At 71.1% G+C, this 15068-nt stretch carries 15 protein-coding genes; 7 read left to right on the top strand and 8 right to left on the bottom strand.

What is annotated here, in order from left to right; translation table 11 throughout:
• The first annotated feature begins 209 nt into the window (after window positions 1-209).
• Entirely contained in the window at window positions 210-1436 is a 1227-nt protein-coding gene (locus ACH4YL_RS03125; protein WP_398504216.1) for a cytochrome P450, read from the top strand.
• A 64-nt stretch (window positions 1437-1500) separates the two neighbouring features.
• On the opposite strand, the gene ACH4YL_RS03120 is transcribed toward ACH4YL_RS03125, so the two are convergent.
• From ACH4YL_RS03120 to ACH4YL_RS03100, 5 genes are all read right to left on the bottom strand, one after another.
• Complete coding sequence (locus ACH4YL_RS03120) at window positions 1501-2760, bottom strand: cytochrome P450 (protein ID WP_398504214.1); 1260 nt, start codon at window positions 2758-2760, stop codon at window positions 1501-1503.
• Window positions 2757-3374, bottom strand: coding sequence for a GTP-binding protein (locus ACH4YL_RS03115; protein ID WP_398504212.1), 618 nt, complete (start codon window positions 3372-3374; stop codon window positions 2757-2759). The genes ACH4YL_RS03120 and ACH4YL_RS03115 overlap by 4 nt, the downstream gene beginning before the upstream one ends.
• Window positions 3355-3714, bottom strand: coding sequence for a DUF742 domain-containing protein (locus ACH4YL_RS03110; RefSeq protein ID WP_398504210.1), 360 nt, complete (start codon window positions 3712-3714; stop codon window positions 3355-3357). Before ACH4YL_RS03110 ends, ACH4YL_RS03115 begins: the two co-directional genes overlap by 20 nt.
• Window positions 3711-4130, bottom strand: coding sequence for a roadblock/LC7 domain-containing protein (locus ACH4YL_RS03105; RefSeq protein ID WP_398504389.1), 420 nt, complete (start codon window positions 4128-4130; stop codon window positions 3711-3713). The genes ACH4YL_RS03110 and ACH4YL_RS03105 overlap by 4 nt, the downstream gene beginning before the upstream one ends.
• A gap of 89 nt (window positions 4131-4219) precedes the next feature.
• Window positions 4220-5893: an ATP-binding protein gene (locus ACH4YL_RS03100; protein WP_398504208.1), complete on the bottom strand. Its 1674-nt coding sequence runs from the start codon at window positions 5891-5893 to the stop codon at window positions 4220-4222.
• Window positions 5894-6320: 427 nt separating this feature from the next.
• Here ACH4YL_RS03100 and ACH4YL_RS03095 point away from each other — a divergent pair, with 427 nt between their 5' ends.
• Window positions 6321-7058 carry an acyltransferase gene (locus tag ACH4YL_RS03095; RefSeq protein ID WP_398504204.1) on the top strand — a complete coding sequence of 246 codons (738 nt, stop codon included), beginning with the start codon at window positions 6321-6323 and terminating at the stop codon, window positions 7056-7058.
• Between the two features lie 19 nt (window positions 7059-7077).
• Here the strand turns inward: ACH4YL_RS03095 and ACH4YL_RS03090 are convergent, their stop codons facing one another.
• Window positions 7078-7944, bottom strand: coding sequence for an EamA family transporter (locus ACH4YL_RS03090; RefSeq protein ID WP_398504202.1), 867 nt, complete (start codon window positions 7942-7944; stop codon window positions 7078-7080).
• A gap of 109 nt (window positions 7945-8053) precedes the next feature.
• On the opposite strand from ACH4YL_RS03090, the gene ACH4YL_RS03085 reads away from it, so the two are divergent.
• Together ACH4YL_RS03085 and ACH4YL_RS03080 are read left to right on the top strand one after the other, a co-directional pair.
• Window positions 8054-8626: a helix-turn-helix domain-containing protein gene (locus ACH4YL_RS03085; RefSeq protein ID WP_398504200.1), complete on the top strand. Its 573-nt coding sequence runs from the start codon at window positions 8054-8056 to the stop codon at window positions 8624-8626.
• A gap of 44 nt (window positions 8627-8670) precedes the next feature.
• Window positions 8671-9225 (top strand): YbaK/EbsC family protein, encoded by a 555-nt coding sequence (locus ACH4YL_RS03080; RefSeq protein ID WP_398504198.1) that lies wholly within the window; start codon window positions 8671-8673, stop codon window positions 9223-9225.
• 72 nt (window positions 9226-9297) lie between these two features.
• On the opposite strand, the gene ACH4YL_RS03075 is transcribed toward ACH4YL_RS03080, so the two are convergent.
• Window positions 9298-9705: a CoA-binding protein gene (locus tag ACH4YL_RS03075; RefSeq protein WP_398504196.1), complete on the bottom strand. Its 408-nt coding sequence runs from the start codon at window positions 9703-9705 to the stop codon at window positions 9298-9300.
• Window positions 9706-9767: 62 nt separating this feature from the next.
• On the opposite strand from ACH4YL_RS03075, the gene ACH4YL_RS03070 reads away from it, so the two are divergent.
• Genes ACH4YL_RS03070 through ACH4YL_RS03060 form a run of 3 tightly spaced genes read left to right on the top strand, consistent with a single transcriptional unit; the run spans window position 9768 to window position 14632 of the window.
• The gene (locus tag ACH4YL_RS03070; protein ID WP_398504194.1) at window positions 9768-10394 is read left to right on the top strand and encodes a YigZ family protein; all 627 of its coding nucleotides are present in this window, start codon (window positions 9768-9770) and stop codon (window positions 10392-10394) included.
• A 42-nt stretch (window positions 10395-10436) separates the two neighbouring features.
• A complete protein-coding gene (locus ACH4YL_RS03065; RefSeq protein ID WP_398504193.1) occupies window positions 10437-11603 on the top strand; it encodes an exonuclease SbcCD subunit D in 1167 nt (388 codons plus the stop codon).
• Entirely contained in the window at window positions 11600-14632 is a 3033-nt protein-coding gene (locus ACH4YL_RS03060) for an AAA family ATPase (RefSeq protein ID WP_398504191.1), read from the top strand. The genes ACH4YL_RS03065 and ACH4YL_RS03060 overlap by 4 nt, the downstream gene beginning before the upstream one ends.
• Here the strand turns inward: ACH4YL_RS03060 and ACH4YL_RS03055 are convergent.
• The gene (locus ACH4YL_RS03055) at window positions 14622-15068 is read right to left on the bottom strand and encodes an Lrp/AsnC family transcriptional regulator (RefSeq protein WP_398504189.1); all 447 of its coding nucleotides are present in this window, start codon (window positions 15066-15068) and stop codon (window positions 14622-14624) included. The two genes, ACH4YL_RS03060 and ACH4YL_RS03055, sit on opposite strands and share 11 nt — an antisense overlap.

The following is a 15068-nucleotide window of genomic DNA, read 5'->3' as shown; positions in this document are numbered from 1 at the left end:
CGAGTGTGCGCCACATCCCCCACCACGGTGGCTCCCGCCCGCCCAGGCAGGGGGGTCCGGCCCCGGGCACGGTTGTACGGCCCCTGGTTGAGCGGCGTGACGTACGGCAGCGACAACAGGGCATCAGATTCGGCCAAGAGCCGACTGTTTCGGTCTTTGAAGGGTCAATAACCTTGAGCGACTTGCCCATTGCCGCTTGAGGGAGCTTCATGGCCACTGCTCAGCAGGTCCCCGACATTCTGTCGCCGGAGTTCGCCGCGAACCCGTATCCGGCCTACCGCGTCATGCGGGAGAGCGCCCCCCTGATCTGGCACGAGCCCACCAACAGCTACCTCATCTCGCGCTACGAGGACGTCGAGCGCGCGTTCAAGGACAAGGAGTCGGTCTACACCACCGACAACTACGACTGGCAGATCGAGCCCGTGCACGGCAGGACGATCCTGCAGCTCAGCGGCCGGGAGCACGCGGTGCGCCGGGCGCTGGTCGCGCCGGCGTTCCGCGGCACCGATCTCCAGGAGAAGTTCCTGCCGGTCATCGAGCGCAATGCGCGCGAACTGATCGACGGCATCCGGCACAAGGGCGAGGCCGACCTGGTGGACTCCTTCGCCACCCCCTTTCCGGTCAATGTGATCGCCGACATGCTGGGCCTCGACAAGGCCGACCACGCCCGCTTCCACGGCTGGTACACGAGCGTCATCGCCTTTCTCGGCAATCTCGCCGGTGACCCGGAGATCGCCGCGGCCGGCGAGCGCACCCGAGTCGAATTCGCCGAGTACATGATCCCGATCATCCAGGAGCGCCGCGAACACCTCGGCGACGACCTGCTGTCCTCGCTGTGCGCGGCGGAGGTCGACGGCGTACGGATGAACGACGAGGACATCAAGGCCTTCTGCAGTCTGCTGCTCGCGGCCGGCGGCGAGACCACCGACAAGGCCATCGCCAGCATCTTCGCCAATCTGCTGGTCAACCCCGAGCAACTGGCCGCCGTGCGGGAGGACCGGAGCCTGATCGACCGGGCGTTCGCGGAGACGCTGCGCTACACGCCGCCGGTCCACATGATCATGCGGCAGACCGCCGCCGACGTCACCGTCAGCGGCGGCACCATCCCGGCAGGCGCCACGGTCACCTGTCTGATTGGCGCCGCGAACCGCGACGGCGAGCGGTACAGCGACCCGGACCGCTTCGACATCTTCCGCGACGATCTCACCTCGACCACCGCGTTCTCCGCGGCCGCCGACCATCTGGCCTTCGCGCTCGGCCGGCACTTCTGCGTCGGCGCGCTGCTCGCCAAGGCAGAGGTCGAGACCGGTGTCGGCCAATTGCTGGACGCCATGCCGGACATGCGGCTCGCCGACGGCTTCGAACCGTCCGAGCAGGGCGTTTTCACCCGCGGGCCCAAGTCGCTGCCCGTACGGTTCACTCCCGTCAGCGGCTGAGCCTGCGGCCGGGGCCTGGTGCTTCAGGCCCCGGCGCTCCCGCTCGCCCTCGGCGCCGCACCCTTCACTGCACGAACGGTGTGAAGCGCACCGGAAGCGAGGTCAGGCCCCGCATCCAGATCGACGGCCGCCAGGTGAGCTCCGCCGGATCCACCGCGAGCACCACGTCCGGCAGCCGCTCCAGCAGCGTCTCGACCGCCGTACGGGCCATCACGTCGGCCAGCAGCGGCGCCGGGTACGGGCAGCGGTGCTCGCCGTTGCTGAAGGAGAGATGGGCGGAGTTCTCGGCGCCGATGTGTCCCTCGGGCCAGATCTGCGGATCGGTGTTGGCCGCGGCAAGACCCAGCACCACACAGTCTCCGGCCTTGATGTGCCGGCCGCCGAGCTGGGTGTCGCGCACCGCCCACCGCCCGATGAAGTTCTGCGTCGGTGTGTCCAGCCACAGCACCTCGTTGAGCGCCTGACCGACGCTGAGGCGGCCGCCGGAGACGTTCAGCGCGAACCGGTCGTCCGTCAGCAGCAGACGCAGCGTGTTGCCGATCCAGTTGGCCGTCGGCTGCTGGGCCGCGGCGATGATCGAGACGAGGTCCTGGACGATCTCCTCGTCCGTCAGGCCGGCCGGATGCGCCAGCATCCGCGACGTGACGTCCGGGCCGTGCGTGCCCCGCTTGTCCTTGACCAGCCGCTGGATCCGCTCCTGGACCCGTACGTACGCGGCGACCGGATCGTCGCCCTCGGCCGCGTCCAGCGAGATCCGCAGATCGCGCACCAGATCCTCGGTGTCGGTGCCGCCGGCGGGCATTCCGCACATCTGGACGGCGGCGCGCATCGGCAGCGCGTGCGCGTACGCGGACATCAGCTCGGCCTGGCCGCTGCCGGCGAAGTCGTCGATGAGCTGCTCGGCGATCTTCCGGCTCCAGTGGGCGAGTTCGTACTGATCGACCGCTTCCAGCGCCTCGGTGATCACACCTGCGCGCCGCTGGTGCTCGGCTCCTTCGGTGAACAGCACGGAGGGCTGATGGCCGACGAACGGCATCAGCGGCCAGTCCGCGGGAATCGACTCCCACTGGTTCCAGCGCCGGGAGTCCCGGGCGAACAGCTCGTCGTGGCTGGTCACATAGGAGACCTCGGCATAGCCGAGCACCAGCCAGGCGGGTATGTCGCCGTCGAGCAGGATCGGCGCGACCGCGCCGTGCTCCCGCCGCATGGTGCGGTAGATCTCCGACGGGGTCTGCTGGAACTCCAGTCCGCTGAGCGGGATCGCGCCGACGTGCGCGGGGCAGCCGGCCGGGGCGGACCGGGCAGGGAGGGCGGGGTCGGTCATGGTGTCATCTCCCGGGCCACGGCCAGTTCGTGGAGGTGGTCGACAAGGCTGATCAGGACACGCTTCCCGGACGAGCGGACCCGGGCGTCGCAGTCGATCAGCGGCACGTGTGCGGACAGCGACAGGGCCTGGCGTATCTCGGTGAGCGAGAACGTGGCCATGTCGCCGTCGAAGCGGTTGACCGCGACGACGAACGGCGTCTTGTGGTGCTCCAGCCGGTCGATCGCGTACCAGGAGTCGCTCATCCGCCGCGTGTCGACCAGGACGACCGCGCCGAGCGTGCCGGCGAAGAGCCGGTCCCACAGGAACCAGAACCGCTCCTGGCCCGGCGCGCCGAACAAGTAGAGGACCATCCGGTCGTTGAGGCTGATCCGGCCGAAGTCGAAGGCCACCGTCGTGGTGGTCTTGGTGGCGGCAAGCCCCGCCTTGTCGTCGACGCCGACGCCGGCCTGCGTCATCACCTCTTCGGTGTTGAGCGGACGGATCTCGCTGACCGACTTGACCAGAGTGGTCTTGCCGACCCCGAAACCGCCCACGATCACGATCTTCAGTCCGGTCTCGACGGAGTCGCCGAGCGGGGTGCGCGACGGAAGTTCAGAGGTTGCGGAGTCCATGGAGCACCTCCTTCAAGAGGGCCGAGTCGGGCAGCGAGGCCAGCGACTTGGCGGCCCGCGGATGGCGGGCCGTGATGCGCCCCGTCGCGAGGAGATCGCCCAGCAGGATCCGTACCACCGTCACCGGCAGTTTCAGCTCCGCGGAGAGCTCGACGACCGAGGTCGGATGGCGGCAGATCTCGAGGATCCGCACATTCTCCGACTGCATGCCCGGCGTCGGCTCGCACTCGCTGACGATCAGCGTGACCAGGTCGAACATGTCGTCGTCGGCGCGGCTGCGGCCGCCGGTGACCGTATAGAGCCGGTCCGGATCTCCCGTGTCGACGGGGCGGCGGGTCATGAGAGCGGGCTCTCCGCGGATGTCGCGCGCGGCTCGGCCCGCAGATGCTCGCCGATCTGCTCGACCATCTCGGTCATCTGATGGCCGACGACGCCGGGATCCGCGCCGTCCTCGGCCACGACGGCCAGATGCGCGCCGTCGCCCGCCTCCACGATGAACAGCAGTCCACCGTGGAACTCGGTCATCGAATGCCGTACGCCGCCGCTGCCGTTGCCGAACTCGGCCGACGCTCCCTGGGCCAGCGCCTGGATGCCCGAGCAGATCGCGGCGAGCTGATCGGCCTGGTCGACCGTGAGGTGCCGGCTCCAGCACAGCTTCAGACCGTCGCGCGACAGGACCAGGGCGTGCCTGGTTCCGGGGGTGCGCTCAAGAAGGTTTTCCAGAAGCCAGGTCAGGCTGTTGTCAGTGGTCTGCATCGTCTGCGTGGGGCGGGTGTTTCCGGTTGATCCGGTCACCGGCCCGTGCCTCCTGTCGAACGGTTCGTACGGGTAGTGGTGCCATGAGGTCACTGCTCGGTCGACGTCCCGCGCTTGTCCTCAACGGCCTTGAGCGCACGGTGGAACGCGCCGAACTGCGAGCCCGCGTCACGGGCGGGCGGTTCAGTGGTCTCGGCCTCTTCGCCGGGCTCCGGCCGGCCGCGGTCGGCCGCGGCCATCGTGCGCCCCGGCGGCCGCACCGGCAGCCCGTTCGGAGTCGCCGGCCGCGGTCCGGCCTGGGGCGGGATCGCCGTCCCGGGAGCGGTTGCCGAAGGCGTGGTCACGGCGGCCGGGGTGTCGGGTACACGGACCGGGTCGGGAAGCGGAGGGCGGGTCACCGGCTCCTCGACCACGCTGCGCCGCTGGGCCAGCAGCTGGGGCGGGAACAGCACCACGACGCCGGTGCCGCCCCGGGACGAGGGCCGGAAGTTCACGCTCATGTTGTACTTCGCGGCCAGCCGGCCGACGACGGCGAGCCCGAGGCGGGTGCCCTGGAGCGCGGCGAGGTCGGTGACCTGACCCGAGACGGCCTCCTCGGCGCGCCGCATGGCCGCGTCGGCCATCTTCAGACCGCTGTCCTCGATGGTGACGACGAGTCCGGCGGTGCGCTCCTCGACATAGACATGGACCTCGTCGATGGGAGGCGAGAAGTTCGCCGCGTTGTCCATCAGTTCGGCCAGCAGATGCATCACGCCTTCGGCGGCGAACCCGGCGATCGCCGCGGTGCTCGACGAGTGCAGCCGCACGCGCTGATACGCGGCGATCCGGCCGACGGCGCCGCGCAGGATGCTCTCCATGCCGATCGGCTTGTTCCAGGCGCGGCTGGAACGGCCGCCCATCAGCAGCGCCAGCCGGTCGGTGAGCAGACCCAGCTGGGAGGTGTTGTGGTCGAGCCTGAGCAGATCGCCGAACACCTCCTCGCCGTGACGGTCCTGCATCTCCCGGAGATCGGCGAGCATGCTCACGGCCTTGGCCTGCACCCGGCTCAGAGCCTTGGCGCTCGCGCCCTGGGCCACGGCCGCACGCCGCTCGCTGGTGGCGAACTCGCGTACCACCGTGTCGAGGACGACGCGAAGCCTTGCGTCCGTGGGCTGTTCGAGCTCGGCGAGCACAGTGTCGGCGGATGCTCCGCGGCGCAGGTGCTCGAACGCGGCGGGCAGCGTGACGGTGGTCAGCCGGTCCAGATCGTCGGCCGCCAGCGTCAACTGCCGTACGGACGAAGCGCTGTTGACCGCCGAGTTCTCGGCCCGCTGCTCACTGCTGCTCACCTCGCCGGCGAACACCTGGAGCACCCGGCGCAGTTGGGGATCGGACGGCGACGGCGTGGAGGCGAGCGTGTCCTCGGCGCTCTCGCCGTCGCGCAGCCGCTTGACCACCGAAGGGAGGGTCACATTCACCAGATGCGCGGACTCCGCTCCGGTCTGCGCCGACTTGGCCTGTACGGCGCGCAGTTCGGCGCTCGCGTTGGCTGCGGCGGCATGCAGCCGACGCGAGGAGAGTGTGGTCGCGGCGACCGTCACCGCCACCCACAGCCATGCGGCCCCGACGGTGGCCGCGACCCAGACGCGTGCCGCGTTCGGAGCTGCCGCGATCACTCCGCCGCCGACCGCCGCTGCGACCACGACCGAGGCCGGCGGTACCACTGGGGGCAACCGTCGTGGCGTGCGTGTTCGGTGCGGTTTCGGGGCGACTGGCACTGGCATTCCGCGATCCCTCGCTGCAAGTTGACGGTGATCTTCCGCACGCATGCGCGGCTCATGCTAGTCACGCGCCGAGGCCCCAGGAGTGCGGTTGGCTTGGCCGACCAGGCAACGGCGTACTTAGTCCCGAACTCACTGTCACCCGTGGGCCATCGTGATAGACAGCGTTTGCTGCAGGAGCTCTCCGCCGGACCGCTGATGGGGGCGCTGATGGGCCGCCGGCGGGCTGCTGATCGGCGAGGTGACCGACTCGGGTGGGGAGCGGTCGAGGTGCCCGCGGTGGAAAAACGGCCGACCGAATGACATTCGACGAAACTCGATCACGCGATGGGGCGGCTGTTTTCGGCCATCCGTCTCGTGGGGGCGGGTGGGGCGAACATCACAGGACGCCGTTCCGATCACGCCACGCACGGCCGACTACCGTGAGCGGGTGCCCAAGAACAGAAACACGTTCTCATCGCCTGCTGCCTGGTGGCGAGGCGTTCTCGCACGTGCGGTCCACAGCGGCTGGCGCTGGGTGCAGGAAGCCGGCGCCGTCACCGCCGAGCACCCCGGGCGGCTGCGCTTCCGTCGCCTGGGCAAGGGCACCCGGCTCGCCTTCCCGCAGGGCACCGTCTTCGGCGAGCCGTGGATCGAGCTCGGCGACCACTGCATCATCGGCGAACAGGTCACGCTCACCGCGGGCATGATGCCGGGCCTCGATCTCGGCGCCGACCCGATCCTGACGCTCGGCAACGGCGTGGTCCTCGGCCGCGGCAGCCATGTCATCGCCGACACTCGCGTGACCATCGGCCCGGACACGTACTGCGGTCCGTACGTGTACATCACCTCGACCAACCACAGCTACGACGATCCGCACGAGCCGGTCGGCAAGCAGTGGCCGCGCATGGAGCCGGTGGAGATCGGGGCCGGCTGCTGGCTGGGCACGGGCTCGGTCGTACTGCCGGGCGCGCGGCTCGGCCGCAATGTGGTCGTCGCCGCCGGAGCGGTCGTACGGGGCGAGGTGCCCGACCACTCGGTGGTGGCCGGGGCTCCGGCCCGTGTCGTCAGGAGCTGGGACCCGGTCCGCGGCTGGCAGCCCCCGCTGCGTACGCCGCCGCCCGTGCCGATCCCCGAAGGCATCACTCCGGAGCAGCTGCTGGCCCTCGCGGAGCTCGAGGAGAGCTGACCGGGGGCCGCCGGGCCGGTCAGCCGGTGGCCAGCAGGACCGTGCCGACCAGCGCGAGGCCCGCGCCCGTCGCCTGCACGACCCGCATCCGTTCCTTGAGCAGGACGAGCGCGGCGATCACGGTCACCACCGGATAGAGGTTCGCGAGCACGGCGGCGACGGTGACGGGACCGGTCTGCGCGGCGATGGAGTACGTGCCGTTGGCGGCCACGTCCGCCAGTCCGACGAAGGCGAGCGCCGGCAGCGAGGACCAGATGACGCGCATCCCGCCGTCCTCCGGCAGGGCCCGCCCGCCGCGCTTCACCGACACGTACAGAGCCGCGCCGCCGACCGTGACATTGGTGACGCGCTGGACGAACAGCGCGAGAAAGAGCCCGGTGATCGTGGTCGACGCCTCCGCGATCAGCGCCATCACAGCGCCGAAGCCGAAGGCCGCGAGCAGCGTCAGCAGTATCGCCTGACGCTGCACGGGCGCGCCGCGCAGCTGGGGCCCGCCGGCCAGGACGATGCCCGCGACGGCCACCGCGATGCCCGCGAACTGGAGCAGTCCCGGCCGCTCACCGAGTACCAGACCGACGCCGACCGGCACGGCGACGCCCAGCGATCCGAGCGGGGAGACCACGCCCATCGGTCCGAGAGCGAGCGCCTTGTAGAAGGAGAGCATCGCCACCGGGCCGACCACGCCCGCCGCCACCGCGTACCAGAGCTGCGGTCCCGTCTCGTGCAGAGCGCCGGTGGCCAGCACGATCGCGCCGAGCACGACCACCGCGACCGTCTGCGAGGCGACGACGACCGTCAGCGCCGGGGTGCGTCGCGTCAGCAGTCCGCCGCCGAAGTCGGCCAGCCCCCACAGGAGGCTGGTGGCCAGGGCGAAGAGTGCGGTCATGGCGAGCCTCGCAGTACAGTGCGGTGAACGGTGGAGTGCACCACACGGTAGTGCAATATATTCAACTGTGCCATCCAATATTTTGGACGGCCCGCATAGTGGACGGAATGTGTCGGACCTCGACCAGCTGACCCAGTCGCTCGCCCGCAATCTCAAGCGCTGGCGCAGCGAGCGAGGGCTCACGCTCGACGCGCTCGCGGCCCGCTCCGGAGTCAGCCGCGGCATGATCATCCAGATCGAGCAGGCGCGGACGAACCCGAGCGTCGGCACCACGGTGAAACTCGCCGACGCGCTCGGCGTCAGCATCACCACGCTCCTCGACTACGAACAGGGCTCGCAGGTCCGCCTCGTACCTCCCGAGCAGGCCGTACGGATGTGGTCCACATCGACCGGCAGCCATACGACCCTGCTGGTCGGCACCGAGAAGCGCGGACCGCTGGAGCTGTGGGCCTGGCAGCTCATGCCCGGGGACTCCAGCGAGTCGGACGCGCATCCCGAGGGCACGGTCGAACTGCTCCATGTCGCCGCCGGTGAACTCACGCTCGTCGTCGACGGCAAACCGCACACCCTGCCCGCCGGGACCTCCGCCACCTTCGAGGCCAATGTCCCGCACGGCTACCGCAACGACGGCAAGGAGACGGTCGAGATGACGATGGCCGTCTCCATCCCGCCCGTCCGCTGAGACGGCCGGTCCGCAGGCGTCCGGCCGCTGTTAGCGTGGCGCGTATGCGCGCTCCCATCGGCACTTTCGACGACGCCCGCCCCGCCACCGACTGCCTCGACGTGCTCACCGCGCCGGTGGCCGACGCCGTACGCGCCTGGAGCGGCGACGTCCCCGCCGAGCAGCTGATCTACGTCGACACTGATCCGGAGATCGCGGACACCGCCGCTTTCGTGGAGCACTACGGGCGGGACCTCCTCGAAGAGTCGGCGAACTGCGTGGTCGTCGCGGGCAAGCGCGGCGGCGGGTCCACACTCGCCGCCTGCGTCGTGCTGTCCAGTACGCGCCTCGACGTCAACGGCGCGGTACGCAAGCAACTCGGCGCCCGCAAGGCCTCGTTCGCGTCGATGGACACGGCGACCGGCGAAACCGGCATGGAGTACGGCGGCATCACACCGATCGGACTGCCCGCCGACTGGCCGCTGCTGGTGGACTCGGCCGTGGTCGACACGCAGTGGGTGCTCGTCGGCAGCGGCCGCAGGCGCGGCAAGCTGATCCTCCCCGGCAAGGCGTTCGCGCAGCTGCCGGGCGCGGTGGTCATCGAAGCCCTCGGGATCTAGAGGCTGTCGTCTGGATCAGGCGAAAGGCCCTAGAGCCTGATCTGTCGGATCAGGCCCTGGCTGCCGGTCCGTTCAGCCGTGGCGGGGGATCTCGATCGCCGGGCAGCGGTCCATCACCATGTCGAGACCGGCCGCACGCGTGCGCTCGTACGCCTCCTCGTCGATGACGCCGAGCTGGAACCAGACCGCCTTCGCGCCGATCGCGGCGGCCTCGTCGGCGACCGGCCCGGCGAGCGCGGAGTTGACGAAGACATCGACGACGTCGACCTGGAAGGGGATGTCCGCCAGCGACGCGTATCCCTGCTCGCCGTGGACCGTCTCCGCCTTCGGGTGCACCGGCACGATGCGCTTGCCGTAGCGCTGAAGGACATCGGCGACGCCGTGCGCCGCCCGTGACTCGTTGTTGGACAGACCGACCACGGCCCACGTGTCGCCCGTCGAGGTGAGGATCCTGCGGATCGTCTCTGCGTCTGCGTACATACCTGCGACAACCGGCGGCCCTCGCGGAGCATTCCCCTCCGCGTCCCGCATAGGGTGGCCTGATGCAGGAGCAGTACCGGACCGTCGCCCGCGAGGGTGTGCACGAGACAGAGATCAACCGATCGCGCTTCATCTGCGCGCTCGCACCGGCGGCGACCGAGCAGGAGGCGCAGGCCTTCGTGGCCCGCATCCGCAAGGAGCACCCGACCGCCACCCACAACTGCTTCGCATACGTCGTCGGAGCCGACGCCGCCGTGCAGAAGGCGAGCGACGACGGCGAACCCGGCGGCACCGCGGGCGTCCCGATGCTGCAGATGCTGATGCGGCGCGAAGTCCGTTATGTCGTAGCCGTCGTGACCCGCTACTACGGCGGTGTGAAACTCGGCGCGGGCGGGCTGATCCGGGCCTACGGGGGAGCCGTCGGCGAAGCGCTGGACACACTCGGCACCATCACCCGGCAGCGCTTCCGGCTGGCCACCGTCACCGTCGACCACCAGCGGGCGGGCAAACTGGAGAACGATCTGCGGGCCACCGGCCGCACCGTGCGCGAGGTCCGCTACGAGTCGGCCGTCACCATCGAGATCGGCCTGCCGGACGCGGACGTCGACGCCTTCCGCGGCTGGCTGGCGGACGCCACGGCAGGGACCGCGGTACTGGAGCTCGGCGGTGAAGCGTACGGTGACGCCTGAAGCCGCACGTGATGTCAGACCCCACCGATACTCTCGGGGATCATGAGATTCCTGCATACGTCGGACTGGCATCTGGGGCGGTCGTTCCATCGGGTGAGCATGCTCGCCGCCCAGGCCGCGTTCCTGGATCACCTGGTGACGACGGTGCGCGAGCGCGACGTGGACGCGGTGCTGGTCGCGGGAGATGTGTACGACCGGGCGGTACCGCCGCTCAGCGCCGTGGAGCTGTTCGACGAGGCCCTTCATCGACTGGCAGCCGTGGGCGTGCCGACCGTGATGATCTCCGGCAACCACGACTCGGCGCGCCGGCTCGGTGTCGGAGCCGGGCTGATCGAGCGCGCCGGGATCCATCTGCGGACCGATCCTGCCGTATGCGATACGCCGGTCCTGCTGAGCGACGCCCACGGTGAAGTGGCGTGCTACGGACTGCCGTATCTCGAACCGGCGCTGGTGAAGGACGAGTTCAAGACGGACAAGGCACACCACGAGGCCGTGATCGGCGCGGCGATGGACCGGGTGCGCGCCGATCTGGCGACCCGTCCGGCCGGCACCCGCTCGCTCGTTCTCGCGCACGCCTTCGTCGCTGGTGGCGAAGAGAGCGAGAGCGAACGGGACATCACCGTCGGAGGCGTCTCCGCGGTGCCCGCCGGAGTCTTCCACGGCGTCGACTACGTGGCGCTCGGCCATCTGCACGGCTGTCAGACCATCAGCGAGCGCGTGCGCTACTCCGGATCGCCGCTCGCCTACTCCTTCTCCGAGACGCACCACCGCAAGAGCATGTGGCTCGTCGACCTCGGCGCGGACGGCGGGATCACGGCCGAGCGTGTCGACTGCCCCGTGCCGCGGCCGCTCGCCCGGCTGCGTGGCTCGCTGGACGAACTCCTCGACGACCCGGCGCTCGACGTGCACGAACAGTCCTTCGTCGAGGCGACCCTCACCGACGCGGTCCGTCCGGCCGACCCGATGGCGCGCCTCACCGAACGGTTCCCGCACACCCTCAGCCTCGTCTTCGAGCCCGAGCGCACCGAAGGCGATGCCGTCGCCTCGTACGCACAGCGGCTGCGGGGACGCAGCGACCAGCAGATCGCCGAGGACTTCGTGGCCCATGTGCGCGGCGGCAGCGGGCCCGACGAGCGGGAACGCACCGTGCTGCGCGGGGCGTTCGACGACGTGCGCGTGGACGACGGCGTGCGCGAGGTGGCCGGGTGAGACTGCACCAACTGACCGTCAGCGCCTTCGGCCCCTTCGGCTCGAGCCAGGACGTCGACTTCGACGCGCTGTCCGCCGCCGGGATCTTCCTGCTCCACGGGCCGACCGGCGCCGGCAAGACCTCGGTGCTCGACGCGGTGTGCTTCGCGCTGTACGGAGCGGTGCCGGGCGCGCGGCAGAGCCCGGGCACGTCGCTGCGCAGCGACCACGCGCAGCACGGCACATTCACCGAGGTCGCTCTCGAACTGACCGTGGGCGGACGGAGACTGGAGATCCGCCGGCGCCCCGCCCAGCCCCGCCCCAAGAAGAAGGGCGGCGGCTTCACGACGGAGAAGGCCCAGAGCTGGCTGCGCGAGTACGACTCCGGGACCGGCGCCTGGAAGGCGCTCAGCCGCTCCCACCAGGAGATCGGCGAAGAACTCACCCAGCTCCTCGGGATGAGCCGCGACCAGTTCTGCCAGGTGGTGCTGCTGCCGCAGGGCGACTTCGCGCGCTTCCTGCGCGCCGACGCCGAGGCACGCGGCAAGCTGCTCGGCCGGCTCTTCGACACCCGGCGCTTCGCCGCCGTCGAGGACCGCCTCGCCGACCAACGGCGGGCAGCGGAGGCACAAGTGCGGGCCGGCGACGAGCGGCTGCTCGCCATCGCCCACCGCATGGAGCAGGCCGCGGGCGCGGCCGCCGACGACTGGCCGCTACCCCAGCAGCAGCCCGGAGATCCGGGACTCGCCGCGGCCGTCCTCGCCTGGGCGGCCGTCGCGCGCGCCGGAGCCCGTGAGCGCATGGACATCGCCGATGCCGCGCTGTCCGCGGCGGAGAGCAGGCAGGCCGCCGCGCGGCTGGCGCTGGACGCCGAGCGCGAACTCGACCGGCTGCAGCGGCGATACGACGACGCCCGCAGCCGCGCCACAGCGCTGGAGGAACTGCGGCCGGAGCGCGAAGCGCTGCGGACCCGGCTGGAACGGTCCCGCAAGGCGGAGCTGGTGGGTCCCGCGCTGCGGCTGAGGGACGACGCCGAGCGCGAGCACCTGGGCGCGAGCACATCACACGACCGGGCCAGGGCCGAGCTCCACCCCGACCTCATGGAGGCCGGCGCGGAGCAACTGTCCGGCCTGGAGCGCCGGCTGCGCCAGGACCTCGGCGCACTCGAAGCCGCCCGCAGGGCCGAGCGACGCAGCGCCGAGATCACCCGCGAGCGCGCCGACCTGGACCGGCAGGCCCGCGCGGACGAAGACGTCCTCCAGGACGCGGCGGCCTGGCTGTCCGGCTGGGACGCGCTCCGCGACACCCACCAGGAACGCATCACGGCTGCCCAGGACGCGGCCACCCGCGCCGAGCACCTCGCGGGCCGACTCGAGCCCGCCCGCCGGGGCCTTGGCGCGGCCCGCGAACGGGACGAACTCGCCGAGCGCGCCGACCGGATCGAGGAACAGCTCCGTACGGCCCGCGAGCAGGCGAACGCGGCCCGGGAGCGCTGGCTCGACCTCAAGGAGCGGCGCCTGCGCGGCATCGCGGCGGAACTGGCGGCGGCCCTCGTGCCGGGGAAGCCGTGCACGGTCTGCGGCTCAGCGGAGCACCCCGCACCGGCCCGCGCGGGCGAAGGCCATGTGGACCGCGCGGCGGAGGAGTCGGCGTACGAGTCCTCCACGCGCGCGGACACGGCGAAGTCGGCGGCGGAACGCGAACTCGCCGTCGTGCGGGAGGCATTGGCGACGGCGAGGGAGCACGCGCAGGGGGACGGAGGAGAGGCCGACACGGAACCCGATGCGCGTGAACTGCTCGCAGCCGTCGAGCAGTTGGAGCGCGAGCACCAGCACGCACACCGCGTCGCCTCCGGCATGCATGCCGCCCGCGAGGCTCTCGGCCGGGCCGAGCGCGAGCACGAGGAGCGGCGGAGCGCGCAGCAGCAGGCCGAGCGGCGGGTTGCCGGGCGGACCTCGCAGCGTGAGGCGCTCGACCGGGAACAGGCCGCACTGGCCGAGGAGTTGGCGCAGGCGCGCGGCGGTGAAAGCAGTGTCGCCGAGCACGCCGCGCTGCTGGAGCGGCGGGTGCGGCTGCTCGCCGAGGCCGCCGAGGCAGCCCGGGTCTTCGACCTCACCGCCCAGCGCCTCAAGGAGGCCGACGACCGGCTCGCCGACGCCGCCTTCCGCGCCGGGTTCGACACACCGAAGGCCGCGGCTGCCGCACTGCTCGACGACGCGCGGCACCGTGAGTTGCAGCACCGGATCGACGCCTGGCAGACCGAAGCCGCGGCCGTCGCCGACCGGTTGGCCGAGGCGGACACGATGAGCGCGGCGGAGCATCCGCCCGCCGACCCGGAAGCGGCCCGCGCCGCCCAGGACGGTGCCGACCGTGCGGTGCGCGACGCCGCGTCCGCGCTGTCCGCCGCCCGCGAGCGGTCCGGCGAGCTCGGTCGGCTGTCCCGCCAGGCGGCCGCCGAGGTGCTCCGGCTCGGCCCGCTCCGCGAGGAGTACGAGCGGGTGGCCCGCCTCGCCGGGCTCACCGCGGGCACCTCCGCCGACAACGAGCGCAAGATGCGCCTGGAGTCGTATGTCCTCGCCGCACGCCTGGAACAGGTCGCGGCCGCCGCCACCGTGCGGCTGCAGCGCATGTCGGCCGGCCGCTACACGCTGGTGCACTCCGACGCCCGGTCCGGCGGCAGACGCGCGGGGCTCGGGCTGCATGTCGTCGACGCCTGGACCGGCAGCGAGCGCGACACGGCCACGCTCTCCGGCGGCGAGACCTTCTTCGCCTCGCTTTCGCTCGCCCTGGGCCTCGCCGATGTGGTGACCGACGAGGCCGGCGGCGTACAGCTCGAAACGCTCTTCATCGACGAGGGCTTCGGCAGCCTGGACGAGCAGACGCTCGACGAGGTGCTCGACGTGCTCGACTCGCTGCGCGAGCGGGACCGCAGCGTCGGCATCGTCAGCCATGTCGCCGACCTGCGCCGCCGCATCCCGACCCAGCTCGAAGTGGTCAAGGAGCGGCACGGATCGGTCGTCCGGCTGCGCAGCGCGCCGCTCAGCGGCTGATCGCGCGGCGCGGCAGCGGCGAGGAGTAGACGACGCTCGTGGTGACCGAGCCGAGCGTGCCGATCTTGCCGGACACCTCTTCGAGGTGGTGCATGGAGCGGGTGGCGACCTTCAGCACGAAGCAGTCGTCGCCGGTCACATGGTGGGCCTCGAGGATCTCGGGCGTCGTCTCCAGCAGATCGTGGAACGGCTTGTAGTTGCCGTTGGGATAGCGGAGCCGTACGAACGCGAGGATCGGCAGCCCGAGCCGCTCCTGGTCGACCACCGCCGTGTAGCCCGCGATGACCCCGGCCTCCTCCAGCCGCCGCACCCGCTCGGTGACGGCGCTCGATGACATGGAGACGGCCCTGGCGAGTTCGGCGAAGCTGGCCCGGCCCTGGCTCTGCAGGGCCTGGAGGATGCGCCAGTCGGTGGCGTCCGGTGAATATCCGGTCAT

Origin of the sequence: Streptomyces sp. NPDC020681, assembly GCF_044334895.1 — a bacterium.
Taxonomy (GTDB): Bacteria; Actinomycetota; Actinomycetes; order Streptomycetales; family Streptomycetaceae; genus Streptomyces.
Note: the sequence above shows the minus strand (reverse complement) of the source record. Positions and strands in the feature narration are given on the sequence as shown.